At 64.5% G+C, this 15,517-nt stretch carries 17 protein-coding genes; 3 read left to right on the forward strand and 14 right to left on the reverse strand.

The genetic code is table 11. The features are described from left to right. Positions 1-8 precede the first annotated feature (8 nt). The 9 genes from ccmI to ccmA are packed head-to-tail and all read right to left on the reverse strand — an operon-like array spanning position 9 to position 6,916. Positions 9-1,196, reverse strand: a complete 1,188-nt coding sequence (gene ccmI, locus F6X62_RS20740; RefSeq protein WP_153774572.1) for a c-type cytochrome biogenesis protein CcmI — start codon at positions 1,194-1,196, stop codon at positions 9-11. After that, positions 1,189-1,665 (reverse strand): cytochrome c-type biogenesis protein, encoded by a 477-nt coding sequence (locus F6X62_RS20745; protein ID WP_063545664.1) that lies wholly within the window; start codon positions 1,663-1,665, stop codon positions 1,189-1,191. Before F6X62_RS20745 ends, ccmI begins: the two co-directional genes overlap by 8 nt. Beyond that, a complete protein-coding gene (locus F6X62_RS20750; RefSeq protein ID WP_153774573.1) occupies positions 1,662-2,198 on the reverse strand; it encodes a DsbE family thiol:disulfide interchange protein in 537 nt (178 codons plus the stop codon). Before F6X62_RS20750 ends, F6X62_RS20745 begins: the two co-directional genes overlap by 4 nt. Then, positions 2,195-4,168 (reverse strand): heme lyase CcmF/NrfE family subunit, encoded by a 1,974-nt coding sequence (locus tag F6X62_RS20755; protein WP_178117575.1) that lies wholly within the window; start codon positions 4,166-4,168, stop codon positions 2,195-2,197. The genes F6X62_RS20750 and F6X62_RS20755 overlap by 4 nt, the downstream gene beginning before the upstream one ends. 11 nt (positions 4,169-4,179) lie before the next feature. Beyond that, on the reverse strand, positions 4,180-4,635 hold the full coding sequence (gene ccmE / locus F6X62_RS20760) for a cytochrome c maturation protein CcmE (protein ID WP_054895613.1): 456 nt from the start codon (positions 4,633-4,635) through the stop codon (positions 4,180-4,182). Next, positions 4,632-4,808, reverse strand: a complete 177-nt coding sequence (gene ccmD / locus F6X62_RS20765) for a heme exporter protein CcmD (protein ID WP_153774575.1) — start codon at positions 4,806-4,808, stop codon at positions 4,632-4,634. The genes ccmE and ccmD overlap by 4 nt, the downstream gene beginning before the upstream one ends. Beyond that, a complete protein-coding gene (locus F6X62_RS20770) occupies positions 4,805-5,572 on the reverse strand; it encodes a heme ABC transporter permease (RefSeq protein WP_153774576.1) in 768 nt (255 codons plus the stop codon). Before F6X62_RS20770 ends, ccmD begins: the two co-directional genes overlap by 4 nt. Before the next feature lie 46 nt (positions 5,573-5,618). Further along, positions 5,619-6,287 carry a heme exporter protein CcmB gene (gene ccmB, locus F6X62_RS20775; RefSeq protein ID WP_153774577.1) on the reverse strand — a complete coding sequence of 223 codons (669 nt, stop codon included), beginning with the start codon at positions 6,285-6,287 and terminating at the stop codon, positions 5,619-5,621. Then, positions 6,284-6,916 carry a cytochrome c biogenesis heme-transporting ATPase CcmA gene (ccmA, locus tag F6X62_RS20780; protein WP_153774578.1) on the reverse strand — a complete coding sequence of 211 codons (633 nt, stop codon included), beginning with the start codon at positions 6,914-6,916 and terminating at the stop codon, positions 6,284-6,286. Before ccmA ends, ccmB begins: the two co-directional genes overlap by 4 nt. A gap of 246 nt (positions 6,917-7,162) precedes the next feature. Here ccmA and F6X62_RS20785 point away from each other — a divergent pair, with 246 nt between their 5' ends. The 3 genes from F6X62_RS20785 to F6X62_RS20795 all read left to right on the forward strand — a co-directional run bounded on the left by F6X62_RS20785 (position 7,163) and on the right by F6X62_RS20795 (position 11,881). After that, complete coding sequence (locus F6X62_RS20785) at positions 7,163-8,731, forward strand: flagellar hook-length control protein FliK (protein WP_153774579.1); 1,569 nt, start codon at positions 7,163-7,165, stop codon at positions 8,729-8,731. Then, entirely contained in the window at positions 8,728-9,060 is a 333-nt protein-coding gene (locus tag F6X62_RS20790; RefSeq protein ID WP_153774580.1) for an EscU/YscU/HrcU family type III secretion system export apparatus switch protein, read from the forward strand. Before F6X62_RS20785 ends, F6X62_RS20790 begins: the two co-directional genes overlap by 4 nt. 88 nt (positions 9,061-9,148) lie before the next feature. Further along, positions 9,149-11,881: a dermonecrotic toxin domain-containing protein gene (locus F6X62_RS20795; RefSeq protein WP_153774581.1), complete on the forward strand. Its 2,733-nt coding sequence runs from the start codon at positions 9,149-9,151 to the stop codon at positions 11,879-11,881. A gap of 62 nt (positions 11,882-11,943) precedes the next feature. On the opposite strand, the gene F6X62_RS20800 is transcribed toward F6X62_RS20795, so the two are convergent. From F6X62_RS20800 to motD, 5 genes are all read right to left on the reverse strand, one after another. Next, complete coding sequence (locus F6X62_RS20800; RefSeq protein WP_054895569.1) at positions 11,944-12,339, reverse strand: DUF2802 domain-containing protein; 396 nt, start codon at positions 12,337-12,339, stop codon at positions 11,944-11,946. 1 nt (position 12,340) lies between these two features. After that, positions 12,341-12,820, reverse strand: a complete 480-nt coding sequence (locus F6X62_RS20805) for a chemotaxis protein CheW (RefSeq protein ID WP_016393802.1) — start codon at positions 12,818-12,820, stop codon at positions 12,341-12,343. A 68-nt stretch (positions 12,821-12,888) separates the two neighbouring features. After that, positions 12,889-13,791 (reverse strand): CheW domain-containing protein, encoded by a 903-nt coding sequence (locus F6X62_RS20810; RefSeq protein WP_153774582.1) that lies wholly within the window; start codon positions 13,789-13,791, stop codon positions 12,889-12,891. Then, a complete protein-coding gene (locus F6X62_RS20815; RefSeq protein WP_054895567.1) occupies positions 13,791-14,579 on the reverse strand; it encodes a ParA family protein in 789 nt (262 codons plus the stop codon). Before F6X62_RS20815 ends, F6X62_RS20810 begins: the two co-directional genes overlap by 1 nt. Positions 14,580-14,629: 50 nt before the next feature. Beyond that, positions 14,630-15,517 carry a flagellar motor protein MotD gene (gene motD / locus F6X62_RS20820; RefSeq protein WP_054895566.1) on the reverse strand — a complete coding sequence of 296 codons (888 nt, stop codon included), beginning with the start codon at positions 15,515-15,517 and terminating at the stop codon, positions 14,630-14,632.

The raw sequence follows: 15,517 nt of genomic DNA on the forward strand, positions 1-15,517 counted from the left end.
GCAATCTCTTATCGGTCGGGACGGTCGATGGTCAGGTGCTGGGTTGGCTGGCCGCGGGTAGCCAGCGGCGCGCTCTGGCCGATCCACTCGCCCTGGGTCGGCTGGCCGGCACGCGATACGCGCGCAACCAGTTGGACTTCAGCGAAGTCCGACAGTTTCATCTGCGGCATCATCGCGTCGGCATCCGACAGCTGCACTTCGATCGGCAACTGCGCCACAGTCACCCGCTTGGCCGCCAGCGGCATCGGCGGGCCGTTGCTGGCGCGGGCGAAGATGAACACGGTGTCGTCCGGCTTGACCTTGTCCTTGAGCGCTGCGGCCAGCTCGACACGCACGGTCAGGCTCGCCGCCTGCACCGGTTTGCCGCCATCGGCCTTGAGCTTGTCGGCGGCACGGTCGATACCGCCCTGCAGGGCGGCGCGCGAGGCATCGCCTTCAGGCAGTTGCGCCAGCAGGCGCTGCCAGTAATCGATCGCTTCCTGATAGTGCTCGCCCTCGAAGGCAGCGATGCCGCGCAGCCCCAGGCTGGTAACCTCGTTCGGGTCGGCCTTGAGTGCTTCGTCGGTCAGGCTCTGCAGTTGCGCACTCCACTGCTTGTCGGCAGCGAAGTACTGCGCCTGGGCCCACTGCCCGAGCAGCTCGGGTTCACGACCGGCCAGGGCGACCGCACGCTCGAAGGCCTTGGCGGCATCGGCAGGACGCTGGTCGGCCATGTAGGCGCGGCCGAGGAAATACAGGCCCTCGGCAGAGTCCGGCTGAGCCTGCACGGCACGCTCCAGGCGCGTGGTCATCTCCTGCATGGTTTTCGGCGCATCGGCGAACTCACGGGTCAGCTCGACCTTGTCGGCGGCGCCGAAATGCAGGTACAACCCCAGCGCCATTACCGGCACCAGCACGGCAGCCACCAGCGGCAGGGTCTTGCCCAGATGCCCCTGACGCGGCGCCTCGCTACCTTCGGTATCGGACAGCAGTTCACGGGCCGCCTCGTCGCGGCCCTTGGCCAGTTGCCCGGCGTCGAGCACCCCGGCCTCCTGCTGCGCAGTCAACTCAGCGACCCGCTCCTGATACAAGGCCACGTTGAGCGCGGTGCGGTCTTCTTCGGCCTGCTGCTGGCGGCGGCCACGCAGGATCGGGATCAGCAGGAAAGCCAGGGCGGCGAGCAACAGCAGGCCCGCACTCAGCCAGAATTCAGTCATGGGTCTGTTCTTTATCCAGCAGTTTGGCGAGACGTTCGCGTTCGTCCACGGAGAGTTCGGAGTTGCCCTGCGCCACCGGGCTGCGACGCCGACGGACGATCACCGCCAGCACCACGAAGCCGCCAGCCAGCAACACGCCAGGGCCGAACCAGAGCAACCAGGTACGCGCCGTCAGCGCTGGCTTGTAGCGTACGAAGTCGCCGTAGCGATCGACCATGAAGTCGATGATCTGCTGGTTGCTCTGGTTTTCGCCGAGCATGCGGAAGATCTCCCGGCGCAGGTCGGCAGCGATCGGTGCGTTGGAGTCGGCGATGTCCTGGTTCTGGCACTTGGGGCAGCGCAGTTCCTTGGTCAGTTGCTGGTAGCGCTCGCGCTCGGCATCGTCGCGGAACTGATAGGTATCGATGGCCGCCCTGGCCATGCCGGCCAGGCTCAAGCCAAGTACGGCGGCGGCAAGCCAGCGCTTCATGGCCGCTCCTCATCGACCAGCTCCCGGTACAACGGCGCCAGTTGCTCGCGCCAGACCGTGGCATCGACCACACCGACATGCTTGTAGCGGATGATGCCCTTGGCATCGATGAGGAAGGTTTCCGGCGCGCCGTACACGCCAAGGTCCAGGCCCAGGGTGCCCTGCTCGTCGCGGATGTCGAGCTGGTAAGGGTTGTGGAACTCGGCCAGCCATTTGAGCGCGGCGGCGTTGTCGTCCTTGTAGTTGATGCCGTGGATCACCACGCCTTGCTCGGCCAGTTGGTTCAAATAAGGGTGCTCGACCTTGCACGATGGGCACCAGGTGCCCCAGACGTTGACCAGCGCCGGTCGCCCCTGCAGGTCGGCCTGGGTCAGGGTCCGGTCGCCCTGCACGCTCTGCAGCGAGAATACCGGGAATGGCTTGCCGATCATCGCCGACGGCAGTTCGTCGGGCTTGAGGAACAGCCCCTTGTACAGAAACACGGCCATCAGCAGGAACACCGCCAATGGCACTACCATGATCCAACGCTTCATGCCGTCGCTCCAGACAGGCCCAATGTATCGCGCACCCGCGCCGTGACCTTGACCCGATAACGCCGATCGAGCGCTGCAAGCAGCCCGCCCAATGCGGTCAGCAAGCCGCCCAGCCAGATCCAGCGCACATAGGGCTTGATGTGTACCCGTACCGCCCAGGCACCGCTCTCCAGTGGCTCGCCCAGGGCGACATAGAGGTCGCGGGTAAAGCCGGCATCGATACCGGCCTCGGTCATCATCGATTGCTGCACGGTGTACAGGCGTTTTTCCGGGTGCAGCACGGTCACTTCACGCCCCTCGCGCGACACACGGATGGTGCCCCTGTCGGAGATGAAGTTCGGCCCCTCGAAGTGCTTGGCCCCCTCGAACAGGAAGTGATAACCGCCCAGTTCGACGCTTTCGCCCGGCGCCATGCGCAGGTCGCGCTCGGCGCTGTTGTTGCTCGACAGCACCACGCCCAGGGCACACACCACCAACCCCAGGTGCGCCAGGTGCATCCCCCAGTAGCTGCGATGCAGGCCGCGCAGCCCCTTGAGCAGGCCCTTGTGACGGGTTTTGTCGAGAATATCGCGCACCCCGCCGAGCACCACCCAGGCGGCCAGGGCGAAGACGCTGAGCGCCGGCCAGTCGAAGTCGTCGACGATCAGCCCGGCGACCGGCGCCAGGATCGCGCTGCCGATCAGCACCGGCGTCAGCATGCCGAACAGCCATTTGCCAGGCGTATCCTTCCAGCGCACCAGCACACCGATCGCCAGCACTACCATCAGCAGCGCCATCAACGGCAGGAACAACGCATCGAAGTAAGGTGGGCCGACCGACAGCTTGGCGCCGGTCAGGGCGTCGAGCACCAGCGGGTAGAGCGTGCCCAGCAGGATCATCGAGGCCGCCACCACCAGCACCAGGTTGTTGGCCAGCAGCAGCGTCTCGCGCGACCACAGGCCAAAGCCCACGTGGCTCTTGACCACCGGTGCGCGCAGGGCGAACAGGGTCAGCGAGCCGCCGACCACGAAGAGCAGGAAGATCAGGATGAACACACCGCGCGACGGGTCGGCGGCGAAGGCATGTACCGAGGTCAGCACCCCGGAGCGCACCAGGAAGGTACCCAGCAGGCTCAGCGAGAACGCCGCGATGGCCAGCAGCACGGTCCAGCTCTTGAACACCCCGCGCTTTTCGGTCACTGCCAGCGAGTGAATCAGCGCAGTGCCGACCAGCCATGGCATGAACGAGGCGTTTTCCACTGGATCCCAGAACCACCAGCCGCCCCAGCCCAGCTCATAGTAGGCCCACCAGGAGCCGAGCGTGATGCCGATGCCGAGGAAGGCCCAGGCGACGATGGTCCAGGGCCGCGACCAGCGCGCCCAGGCGGCATCCAGGCGACCACCGAGCAACGCCGCGATGGCGAAGGCGAAGGCCACCGAGAAGCCCACGTAGCCCATGTACAGCATCGGCGGATGGACGATCAGGCCGAAGTCCTGCAGCAGCGGATTGAGGTCGCGACCGTCGGTGGGCACCTGTGGCAGCAGGCGGGTGAACGGGTTGGAGGTGATGATCAGGAACGACAGGAAACCGGTGCTGATCATGCCCATCACCGCCAGCACCCGCGCCAGCATCACCTGCGGCAACTGGCGCGAGAACACCGACACGGCGAAGGTCCAGCCACCCAGGATCAACGCCCAGAGCAGCAGCGAGCCTTCGTGGGCGCCCCACACGGCGCTGAACTTGTAGTACCAGGGCAGTGCGGTGTTGGAGTTGTGGGCGACATAGGCGACCGAGAAATTGTCGGTCATGAAGGCATGGGTGAGGCAGGCGAAGGCAAAGGCGAGGAAGGCGAACTGGCCCCAGGCCGCAGGGCGCGCCAGACTCATCCAGAGACGGTCGCCACGCCAGGCACCGAGCAGCGGCACGCTGGCCTGCACCACGGCAAAACAGATCGCCAGGATCATCGCCAACTGGCCAAGCTCGGGGATCACCAGGGCAGCGTTCATGGCTTGACCTCGCCGGCAGTGGCGGCCTGGCCGCTCTCCTTGAGCGCCTTGGTCACCTCAGGCGGCATGTACTTCTCGTCATGCTTGGCCAGCACCTCGTCAGCCACCACCACGCCCTCGGCGTTGAGCTTGCCCAAGGCAACGATGCCCTGCCCTTCGCGGAACAGGTCCGGGAGGATGCCACGGTAGGTGATCGGCACCGATTTGTTGAAGTCGGTGACCACGAAGCGTACGTCGAGCGAGTCGGCCGAGCGCTGCACCGAGCCCTTCTCGACCATGCCGCCGGCGCGAATGCGTGTGTCCTGCGGCGCCTCGCCGTTGGCGATCTGGGTGGGCGTGTAGAACAGGTTGATGTTCTGCTGCAGGGCACTCAGGGCAAAGCCAAGGGCTACGGCGACGCCGACCAGCAGGCCGAGGATGAGCAACAGGCGTTTCTTGCGCTGCGGATTCACTGGTGGTTCTCCCGGCGCAGACGGCGCGCCTCTTCTTGCAGGTAGCGGCGGCGGGCCTGCAGCGGCAGGGCGACATTGATCGCCAGTACCATCAGGCAGATGCCATAGGCCGACCACACGTACAGGCCATGATGGCCCATGGCGAGGAAATCACTGAAGGAGGCGAAACTCATCGCACGCTCTCCCGGCCCAGGCTGCTGAGCACCTCTTCGCGCACCCAACTGGCACGCGCTTCGCGCTTGAGCACTTCAAGGCGCATGCGCAGCAGCAGCACGGCGCCGAAGAAGCAATAGAACCCCAGCACCGTCAGCAATAGCGGCAGCCACATCTCGGCGGGCATGGCCGGTTTTTCGGTGAGGGTGAAGGTGGCGCCCTGGTGCAGGGTGTTCCACCACTCCACCGAGTACTTGATGATCGGGATGTTGACCACCCCGACGATGGCCAGCACCGCGCACGCCTTGGCGGCGCTGTCACGGTTACTGATGGCCTGGCCCAGGGCGATGATGCCGAAGTACAGGAACAGCAGGATCAGCATCGAGGTCAGGCGCGCGTCCCACACCCACCAGCTGCCCCAGGTCGGTTTGCCCCAGATCGCCCCGGTGACCAGTGCCACCGCGGTCATCCAGGCCCCGATGGGGGCGGCGCACTGCAGGGCGACGTCGGCCAGCTTCATCTTCCACACCAGCCCCACCACACCGGCGACCGCCAGCAGCACGTAGCAGGACTGCGCGAGCATGGCCGCAGGTACGTGGATATAGATGATGCGGAAGCTGTTGCCCTGCTGGTAGTCCTGCGGGGCGAAAGCCAGGCCCCAGGCGATGCCCACCAGCAGCAGGAGCACGGCAGCGATGGTCAGCCACGGCAGCATACGGCCGCTGATGGCATAGAACCATTTGGGGGAACCCAGTTTGTGGAACCACGTCCAGCTCATTTTCATCAGGGTACATCCAGGGTCTTTGCCGGGCTTCGGTGCCCGGGACTCGTTATTCGCCGACGCTGATCTTCAGGCCGGCCGCTATCGCAAAGGGTGTCAGTGTCACGGCCAGGGCGGTCAGGCTGGCCAGCCAGAGCAGGTGTCCGGTCGCGGGCATATTCTGCAACGCCGCCTGCAACGCACCACTGCCCAGGATCAATACAGGGATATACAACGGCAGAATCAGCAACGCCAGCAGCAAACCACCGCGCTTGAGCCCGACCGTCAACGCCGCGCCCACCGCCCCCAGCAAGCTCAGCACCGGAGTGCCCAGCAGCAGCGAGCCGAGCAGCACCGGCAGGCAGGCGACTGGCAAACCCAGCATCAGCGCCAGCAGTGGCGCCAACAATACCAGCGCCAGCCCGGAAAAGGTCCAGTGCGCCAAAACCTTGGCCAGCACCAGCAATGGCAGTGGATGCGGTGATAGCACCCACTGCTCCAGCGAGCCATCTTCGAAATCGCTGCGGAACAGGCCGTCCAGCGACAGCAATACCGCGAGCAAGGCCGCGACCCAGACCAGTCCAGGCGACAAGGTTTGCAACAATTGCGTCTCGGGGCCGACCGCCAGCGGAAACAGCGCTATGACGATGGCGAAGAACACCAGCGGGTTGGCCAGCTCCGCCGGGCGACGGAACAACAGGCGCGCTTCGCGGCGCAGCAACAGAAGGAATACGCTCATGCCGCCCACTGCCCCAGGTTGAGTTCACGGTAGCCGGACGGTCTGTGCTCGAGGTTGTGATGGGTGGTCAGCACCACCGTGCCCCCCTGCTCGCAGTGCGCGGCCAGATGCGCTTCGAGCTGGGCCACCCCCTGTTTGTCGAGGGCGGTGAACGGTTCATCGAGGATCCACAGTGGCGGGCAGTCCAGGTACAGGCGGGCCAGGGCGACGCGGCGTTGCTGGCCGGCCGAGAGGGTGTGGCAAGGCACATCCTCGAATCCGCGCAGGCCGACCGCCTCGAGAGCCGTCCAGATGCACTCGCGGGTCGCGGGTCGATGCAGGGCGCAGAGCCAGGCAAGGTTCTCTTCGGCCGTCAGCAACTCCTTGATCCCGGCAGCATGCCCGATCCACAGCAGGATACTGGCCAGGGCATGGCGCTGCTCGCCGAGGGCGCGGCCATCGAGCAGGATCTGCCCTGCCGTCGGCTGCATCAGGCCGGCCAACAGGCGCAGCAGGCTGGTCTTGCCGCTGCCATTGGGGCCGCTGACCTGCAGCATGTCGCCAGGGCGCAGTTCGAAGTCAAGGTGCTCGAAGAGCAGTCGCCAGTCGCGCTCGCAGGCAAGGTTCGCGGCTTGGAGGTGGAGGGTCACGGTTTCGCCTTATGCTGTTCATGGCGTGTCGAGCAGTGCGCCTTCTTCGCGGGCAAGCCCGCTCCCACAGAGGCAGCAGCGATCCTGTGGGAGCGGGCTTGCCCGCGAATGAAACACCGCAGATCAACACCCTTGTCTCAAGTCGCCCTGCCACTGGCCGTTATACTGGCAGTGGCAACGCGACCGGCATTATTACATGTGCCATCCCGCTGCCAAGAGGGCTGGCTCGACAGGTTGTATACAATCATGACGGAAATCAATAGTCTCGGCGCACAAAGCGCATTCGCAGCGCAGGTGGCCAAGGCCAGCCTGACCGGTGAGCTGCTGCGCCTGAGTCAAGCGCAACCCGGCCTGATCCCCCCGGGCCAGACTGCCCAGGCCGAAGTGCTGAACCTGCGCCAGGTAGGCCAGGACTTCATGATGCTGTTGCGCCTGAGCCTGCCCAACGGCAACCAGGCCCAGGTGCAGGCCAGTGCCAACCAGCCCCTGCCCCCCGGCAGCCAGATCACGCTCGGCCAAGCCGATAGCAACCGCCTGGCGGTGGTTTTGCAACAGGCCAGCGCCAGCAACATCGCCACCCTCACTCAGCTCGACACCGGCAAGATACCGATCGGCACCTTGCTGCAGGGCAAGGTGCTGACCAGCCAGGCACTGCCCGGCAGCGCGGCGCAGACCACAGCGTTCCGCTCGCTGGTGAGCCTGCTCAACAGCAGCCAGGCCGGCGCCACCCTGACCATCGACAGCCCACGGCCGTTGGCGGTCGGCAGCCTGCTCAGCGCGCTGGTGCAAGGCGACCAGTCGCTGCGCTTCGTGCCCCTGAGCGGGCGCCAGAACCAACTGACCATCGCCCAGCAACTGCTGACCCAAACAAGCCGTCAGGCGTCGCTGCCAACCTTGCTCAACGCCTTGCAGCAGATCGCCAACGCCCCCGCTGGCAACAGCGAGCTGAGCGCTACCGCCGCGCGCCTGTTGGCCAGCCTGCCAACCCCCGCACAGTTGGGCGACGCCAAGAGCATCGCCCAGGCGCTGAACAACAGTGGCGCGTTTCTCGAAGCCAAGTTGCTCGGCGGCCTTGGCGCGGGCGTGGCTCCAGACCTCAAGGCGCAGCTGGTGCGCCTGGTGGCGCAAGTCTTGCCGAGCGTTCCGGGCAACCCCACATTCAATCCGGCGCTGGCCGCCACCGCCCTGGCCCAGGTCCTGCCGGGCATGGCCCGCAGCGCCCTGGGCATGCTCGACCAAGTCAGCAGCCGCCCGCAGCCCGGCGCCTTCCCCCTGCCCTCACGTCTGCTGCAAAGCCTGGAAGAAAAAGGCGACCTGCAGCAACTGCTGCGCCTGGCCGCCGCCGCCATTTCGCGGGTACAAAGTCATCAACTGGCCAGCCTGCAGCAGACCGGTACCACCGAGAGCGGCAACCAGCAGACCACCTGGCAAACCGAGATCCCCTTGCGCCACGGCCAGGAGTTCATCCCGCTGCAGGCCAAGCTGCAACGCGAGGACACCCCACGGCAGCAAGCCGACTCGCAGCGCGAGCAGCGCGATCCGCTCGAGTCGTTGTGGCGCATCGACCTGGCCTTCGACCTGCCGCCGCTGGGCCCACTACAGGTCCAGGCCCAGCTCACCCAAGGGCGACTCAGCGGCCAGCTGTGGGCCGAGCGCCCGCAAACCGCCGAACTGATCGACAGCCAGCTTGGCAGCCTGCGCGAACGCCTGCTGGCACGGGGCCTGGACGTTGGCGACCTGGAATGTCACCCCGGCATCCCGCCACAAGGCCCGCGCACACGACTGGAACAACGCTGGGTGGATGAAACCGCATGAGCAACACAGCCCCCCGCCAGGCCATTGCCCTGAGCTACGACGGTGATCAGGCGCCCACCCTGAGCGCCAAGGGCGAGGACGAACTGGCCGAAGCCATCCTCGCCCTGGCCCGCGAACACGAAGTGCCGATCTACGAGAACGCCGAACTGGTGAGCCTGCTGGCACGCCTGGAGCTGGGTGAGCAGATCCCCGAAGCGCTGTACCTGACTATCGCCGAAATCATTGCCTTCGCCTGGCAACTGCGCGGTAAGGTACCGGAGAACTTCGACGACTCGGCGCCAGGCGAGCGTGACATCACCCCCAACCCACTGCTGCCGTTGGGCCATTGAGCTAGCCGGAGCAGGGGCACATATATCTAACTCGCCTGCAAAGCATGATCGCCCATCCTGTCCGCCCACTCCTCACAAGGTGAGCGTCATGCTTTCAACCCATATCAACGCGTCAGGCATCCGCTTTGTTTCCGATCATCTGGCACACATCCCCCGTCCAGAACTTGAGGTCAGACGCGCCATCAATGACTGGTTGCTCACGAAGGGCGTGACACTGGACGCCGAGCAGATCGAAGTAGTGACTCTGCATGTGCATGAGTCGGGTATCGACACCCCACTGGCCAAGATCGTGCAGCGAGTCGGCCTGACCGAGGCCGTGCTGATGAACTGGCAGGGCGAATCCAACAACGACCTGCTGCAGGCAGTGTTCCACCGGCCCTGGGCCGGTACCCTGCCAAGACAATCCATCCGCATCGTCGACGAACTCCCTCCCCCGCCGCTGATTCAGAATGGCGCATGGTACCGCGTATTCAACGGCCTGTTCCGACGCACCAGCGACGCACGCCTGGACTATTCCACACTGCTGCCGATATCCGCCGAAACCCTGCAAAGCCACATCGAGGCCATCGACTACCACACCCAATACAGAGCCTTGCTCGATGACTACTGGGTCGGCCACCAGAAGAGTTATGCCCTGGCCTGCAAGCTCAACTTCATCGCCGCCTGCAACAAGCAAGTCAGCGAGGGCAGCCTCAGCGATCCTGCCCGCAAGCTGATCTGGCAAGCCGCCGGCCTGCACAAGCCGGACACTTTGCGCATGAGCACCTTGAGCATCTATGGATATGCAGCGACCGACCTGCTCTACCTGACAGACACCCAAAGCGACCTGACCGTGCTCTACATGCCGGGCAACAGCTCTCCTCTGCTCGAGTTTGCCAGTGAAGAAGCACTCAAGGACTGGATCGGGTTGCAGTGCCGCGATGCCGACAAGCGCAATGCGCTCAAGCAACACTTCAGACTGGCCGACCGTCCCCAGGGGCTGGACTTCAGCGGACTCGACACCGCGCTCGAAGGCCTGGGCGCTTACCCGGACACACACCGCCTGCCCCCCGAGCATGGTTTCTTCAACGATGATGGAACCTGGCCACCGCGCATCTACGTCAACTACCGACCGGCCAAGTACAACCCGAAGATCGAGGGCGACCTGTTCGCCGACATGGCTGAGCGTCAGCGCCAGCGCACCATCGACGACGCCGACTTTCTCATTACCACCGACAGCGAGATCTGGCATCAACGCTGGCTTGGCTACCTCACCACGACCCTCAACATCGTTGCACCGCTGAGCCTTGTGATTCCCGGGCTTGCGCCTTTGATCGCACTGGGAGGCATCGCCCAGGCAGCGCTGGGGCTTGAACAGGTTATCAATGGCAAGACCCTGCAAGACAAGCAAAGGGGCGTCGGCACCGTGACCTGGGGGCTGTTCAACGCCCTGCCGCTCGTTGCACAAGGGGTCGCAAGGAGCAAGGCTATTTTCGCGGTGAAAAGCGAAGGTTTCGTGCCACCAATGCGGTTGAACGAGCAGATCGGCTATCCGTTGAGCCCGATCAGCCCTCCGCGTCTGCCGGATCTGGAGCCTGCAGAGTATTTCCATATCCACGACCCTATAGAGCCGCTGACGGGTGCCGATCAGGCGGTGGCCGGTTCGGTAATCCGTGAACCCAGGTACGATGGAACCCAGGACCGGCTGGAGGCCAGCATCGATGGCTACAGCGCCGAGATGGTCTATGACATGGAGCGGGACGTATTCATCCGCCAGGATGACCTCAACGAAGTCGAGCCTGTAGGCTATGTCGCCCAACACGGCAGCCTGGACATCCTGCCGGCAACCGGCACCCGCACCGCAACGAACGCCACCCGAACCGCTACGCTGCGTGCGCTGGGCATCGACTTGCCGCTGCCTGTGCAACTGCCGGCAACGGCTGGCGAAGGTCGCCTGCCGATCCCTCGGAAGATTTCCTGCCTGTGGGTCGGTGACAAAGTGCTGAGCCAGGATCTGCTCGACAACCTCGCCGTCAATACGAGTCGCCTCAAGGACAGCTCATATACCCTGCGCCTGTTCCTTTCCAATGCATCACCTGCTGCATATGCCGAGAACCTGCGACTGCTCGCAGAACATGCACCCGACCTGCAGGCGCTGGCACTCGAAGAGCAACCCTTCTTCCAGGCATTCACCGGCAGCAAATACCACGCCCAGTACCAGGCAGCGCTCGCCGGCAATGGTGGCATGGCAAGGAACTATGCCTCGGCTGCAGACGTCCTGCGCTACCCCATGCTCAACCATGAAGGTGGGGTATACATGGATATCGACGACACCCTGCAGGCATCTGGCGGCACCATCGACGGCCTCGCCAGCAAGAGCATCGATGACGCCGATCTGAGGACGACGCCAGATGGCTTGCTGTTGGTCCCGCCCATGAGCAACGAAAAGCTCAGCATGAATTTCCTGTACAACAACAGCATGATCGCCAGCCACGCGGGCAACCCGACACTGGAGGCAATCTCCGAGGAAATGTACAACCGCTTCCAGGCTGACCCAGCCTTCTATGACAACAGGCCAAGGCTGGCGAACGACCCAGCCGGTTTCTATCGCCATGCCGCCCGGCTCAGCCAGATGACCGGGCCCGCGCTGTTGACCGATGTGGTCGCCCAGCGCCTGCCGCTGTTGAATACGCTGCGCGAGATAAACAACCTGTGTGGTATCCAGCGCATCAACTCATGGCTGTTCGTTGACCTGGCACAGGCGCAGGGGTTGGTGGACGAGCTGTTACCGCTGGGACCGGTGGTACGGGTCGGCGGCAGCCAATCCTGGCTGAGGGAATGAGGGGAGAAACGGGGCCGCAAAGCGACCCGCGATGACAAGCTCGAATAAGAGCCGTTCGACACTCAGTCGCGCCGATGCAACTTGCTCATCAACTCCGCTTCGGCCTGGGTCAGCCCGCAGCTTTCAGTGAGTTCGGACACGCTTGCGCCCATCCCCACCAACTTGGCCGCCTGGGAGAAGGTGACATTGTTGGGGTCGCGCTGCTCCAGTTGCAGGAGCCTGTCAGGCAGCGGCGCGACCGCCGCGCGCAGTTCATGGATGGCTTCCCCCATGCGCACGGTGACGTTCTGGTAGTCGTCCAGGCGTTTGGCCAGGTCCCTGATGCGCTGGTCACGCAGCGCATCGCCCTGGGCCTGCTGACTGGCCAGCTCGCGCTGGCGCTTGCTGTAGTTGAGGAAGAACCACAGGCTCAGCGCCCACAACAGCGCCAGGAGGATTACCGCAGCCTCGAAGATCACCTCAGATGTTCTCCAGCTCCGACCACTCTTCCTCGGTCATCATCTTGTCCAGCTCGACCAGGATCAGCAGCTCGCCGTTCTTGTTGCACACGCCCTGGATGAACTTGGCCGACTCTTCGTTACCGACGTTCGGCGCAGTCTCGATCTCCGACTGACGCAGGTAGACCACTTCGGCCACGCTGTCGACCAGGATGCCGACCACCTGCTTGTCCGCCTCGATGATCACGATACGGGTGTTGTCGGTGACGTCCGAAGGCATCAGGCCGAAACGCTGGCGGGTGTCGATCACGGTGACCACGTTGCCGCGCAGGTTGATGATACCGAGCACATAGCTCGGCGCACCCGGCACTGGAGCGATTTCGGTATAGCGCAGGACTTCCTGCACCTGCATGACGTTGATGCCGTAGGACTCGTTGTCCAGACGGAAGGTGACCCACTGCAGGATCGGATCTTCGGAACCTTGTGCAGACGACTTTTTCATTCCCCTAGCCCTCTTGTACCGCCGTTGGCGGTGTGCTCGTTGAGGCCGCGGCAGATGCGGCGCCCATGTCAGTTGTGTTTGGTATTCAGCTGCTTGACCGCACCACTGGCGATCAGCTCGGCCAGCTCGGCGACGTCGAGCAAGGCGCACATGTGTTCGATCACGGTGCCTGCCAGCCACGGGCGTTGGCCACGCTGGCTGCGCCACTTGATCTCGGCCGGGTCCAGGCGCAGAGAACGGCTGACCTGATGCACCGCCAGCCCCCACTCGTAGCCCTGCACGGAAATCACGTACTGCAAGCCTTGGCGGAAATCCTCGCGGTAGCGGTCAGGCATGACCCAGCGTGCGGTGTCCAGCACCTTCAGGTTGCCGGCCTGGCAACTGAGGATGCCGAGGAACCAGTCCGGTTGGCCGAACAGCGGCGTGAGCTCCTGGCCGGCCAGGCTGTAGATCGACCCCAGGCACACCAGCGGCACCGCCAGGGTCAGCCCGGCGACGTCGAACAGCAGGCATTCGAAAGGCTCCGCAGCCCAGGCCGGACGCCCGTCGACGGTAGCCGGCGGCACCGGTGCAGCAGGTGACGGCAGGTGGACTTCGACCAGCGGGGCGACCGGCTCTATGGCTTGGGTCTGGGTCAGCACCGGAATCGAAGCCTCGGCCAGCACTTGCTCTTCGACCACGCTGACCACCGGCTCCACCGGCGGCAACAGCGTCGGCAGGATCCTGGGCGCAGGCTCGGCAAAGGGTTTGAGCGCCACCACCGACTCAGGCTGGCGGACGGCATCGCGGGCTTGTTCTTCACGAACCGCAGCGGCGAATTCGTCGCTGGGCTCGGCTGCCTGTGGCTGCACTGTCGGCAGCGGCGGCGCCTCAGGCACTTCAACCGGCTCGGTGGCTTCCTGCAACAGGCCATCGAGGTACGACTGCAGGGCCAGTTGCGGCTTGCTGGTGATCTGCGGGGCACGGTTCATCAGGCCACCTGCAATGCGTTGCGGTAGGTCAGCAGGTGCTTGAGCAGCGCCCGGTAGGCGATCACACCGCGGCTCTTGCCGTCGAACTGCGAGGGCGTGACGCCGTTGCGGCTGGCATCGCGCAGGCGCGTGTCGACCGGAATGTAACCCTGCCAGACCTGCTCGCCGTAGGTGTCGCGCAGCACTTTGAGCGTGCCGAGCGAGGCCTGGGTACGACGGTCGAACAGGGTCGGGACGATCTGGAAGGGTAGCGCCTGCTTGCGTGAGCGGTTGATCATCGCCAGGGTGCCGACCATCCGCTCCAGGCCCTTTACCGCGAGGAACTCGGTCTGCACCGGGATCACCAGTTGTTGGCTGGCCGCCAGGGCGTTGACCATCAGCACACCCAGCAAGGGCGGGCTGTCGATCAGGGCAAAGTCGAAATCCTGCCACAGCTGCGCCAGACTCTTGGCGATTACCAGGCCCAGGCCATTCTGGCCCGGCGACTGGCGCTCCAGCACCGCCAGTGCAGTGCTCGAGGGCAGCAACGAAATACGCTCATGGCTGGTCGGCAGCAGCAACTGCCCCGGCAGCCCCTCGGGCACCACGCCCTTGTGCAGGAACAGGTCGTAGCAGCTGTGCTCCAGGGCGTCGGGATTGTGCCCGAAGTAGCTGGTCATCGAGCCGTGCGGGTCGAGGTCGACGACGACCACGCGCTTGCCCGCCTCGGCCAGCAGGCCGGCCAGGGCGATGGTGGTGGTGGTCTTGCCGACGCCACCTTTTTGATTGGCTACTGCCCAGACTCTCATCGTGCGTTGCTTCCTCCCAGCATGGGCGAAATGTCCCGCCGGGAACGGTTCTATAGATTCGGTGACGGAGATTTGACGGGATTGCTCCCGACCGTCGTGGCTGGCGTAGCTGGTGCACTTTGTGTGCCAGCACGGCGCAACGCTGCGTCCGGGGTGGCGTTGGCGCTGCCAGAGCCCGTCAGGCTGCGGCGCACTTCGAGATTGCGCGAAATCACCAGCACCACGCGACGATTGCGCGCCCGGCCATCGGCGGTATCGTTGCTGGCGACCGGTTGATACTCGCCGTAACCCACCGAGGCCATGCGCGCCGGGTTCACCCCTTCCATCGCCAGCAAGCGCACGATGCTCGCCGCGCGCGCCGACGACAACTCCCAGTTGGTCGGGTACTGGGCAGTGCGGATCGGCAGATTGTCGGTGAAGCCTTCGACATGCACCGGGTTGGCGAACGGCTTGAGGATCCGGGCCACCTTCTCGATGATCTCGAAGGCGATGTCGCTGGGCATGGCATCGCCGCTGCCGAACAACAATGCCGAGTTGAGTTCGATCTCCACCCACAGCTCATTGCCACGCACGGTCATCTGGTTCGACTTGATCAAGTCGCCGAAAGCATCGGCCACCTGGTCGGTGATGGTCTTGAGCGGGTCGACGCTGGTCTGTCCCAGGCCTGCATCGACCTGGTCACTGTCCTTGATCAACGGTTCTGCCGGCTTGATCGTCAGCGGGCGCTCATCGCCGATCGGGATCGGCTTGAGGCTGCGCTCGGGGTCGTTGAACACTCCGATCAGCGCCTGGGAAATGACCTTGTACTTGCCCTCGTTGATCGAGGAAATCGAGTACATCACCACGAAAAAGGCGAACAGCAAGGTGATGAAGTCGGCGTACGAGACCAGCCAGCGCTCGTGGTTCTCGTGCTCCTCGGTATGGCGACGACGACGCAT

This window comes from Pseudomonas sp. MNR3A (genome assembly GCF_009650575.1).
GTDB lineage: Bacteria > Pseudomonadota > Gammaproteobacteria > Pseudomonadales > Pseudomonadaceae > Aquipseudomonas > Aquipseudomonas machongensis.

Excerpts from the sequence above, each read along its gene's own strand:
- ccmI (WP_153774572.1), bottom strand. The coding sequence starts at position 1,196 with ATGACTGAATTCTGGCTGAGTGCGGGCCTGCTGTTGCTCGCCGCCCTG.
- F6X62_RS20745 (WP_063545664.1), bottom strand. The coding sequence starts at position 1,665 with ATGAAGCGCTGGCTTGCCGCCGCCGTACTTGGCTTGAGCCTGGCCGGC.
- F6X62_RS20750 (WP_153774573.1), bottom strand. The coding sequence starts at position 2,198 with ATGAAGCGTTGGATCATGGTAGTGCCATTGGCGGTGTTCCTGCTGATG.
- ccmD (WP_153774575.1), bottom strand. The coding sequence starts at position 4,808 with ATGAGTTTCGCCTCCTTCAGTGATTTCCTCGCCATGGGCCATCATGGC.
- F6X62_RS20770 (WP_153774576.1), bottom strand. The coding sequence starts at position 5,572 with ATGAAAATGAGCTGGACGTGGTTCCACAAACTGGGTTCCCCCAAATGG.
- ccmB (WP_153774577.1), bottom strand. The coding sequence starts at position 6,287 with ATGAGCGTATTCCTTCTGTTGCTGCGCCGCGAAGCGCGCCTGTTGTTC.
- F6X62_RS20785 (WP_153774579.1), top strand. The coding sequence starts at position 7,163 with ATGACGGAAATCAATAGTCTCGGCGCACAAAGCGCATTCGCAGCGCAG.
- F6X62_RS20790 (WP_153774580.1), top strand. The coding sequence starts at position 8,728 with ATGAGCAACACAGCCCCCCGCCAGGCCATTGCCCTGAGCTACGACGGT.
- F6X62_RS20795 (WP_153774581.1), top strand. The coding sequence starts at position 9,149 with ATGCTTTCAACCCATATCAACGCGTCAGGCATCCGCTTTGTTTCCGAT.
- F6X62_RS20805 (WP_016393802.1), bottom strand. The coding sequence starts at position 12,820 with ATGAAAAAGTCGTCTGCACAAGGTTCCGAAGATCCGATCCTGCAGTGG.
- F6X62_RS20810 (WP_153774582.1), bottom strand. The coding sequence starts at position 13,791 with ATGAACCGTGCCCCGCAGATCACCAGCAAGCCGCAACTGGCCCTGCAG.
- F6X62_RS20815 (WP_054895567.1), bottom strand. The coding sequence starts at position 14,579 with ATGAGAGTCTGGGCAGTAGCCAATCAAAAAGGTGGCGTCGGCAAGACC.
- motD (WP_054895566.1), bottom strand. The coding sequence starts at position 15,517 with ATGCGTCGTCGTCGCCATACCGAGGAGCACGAGAACCACGAGCGCTGG.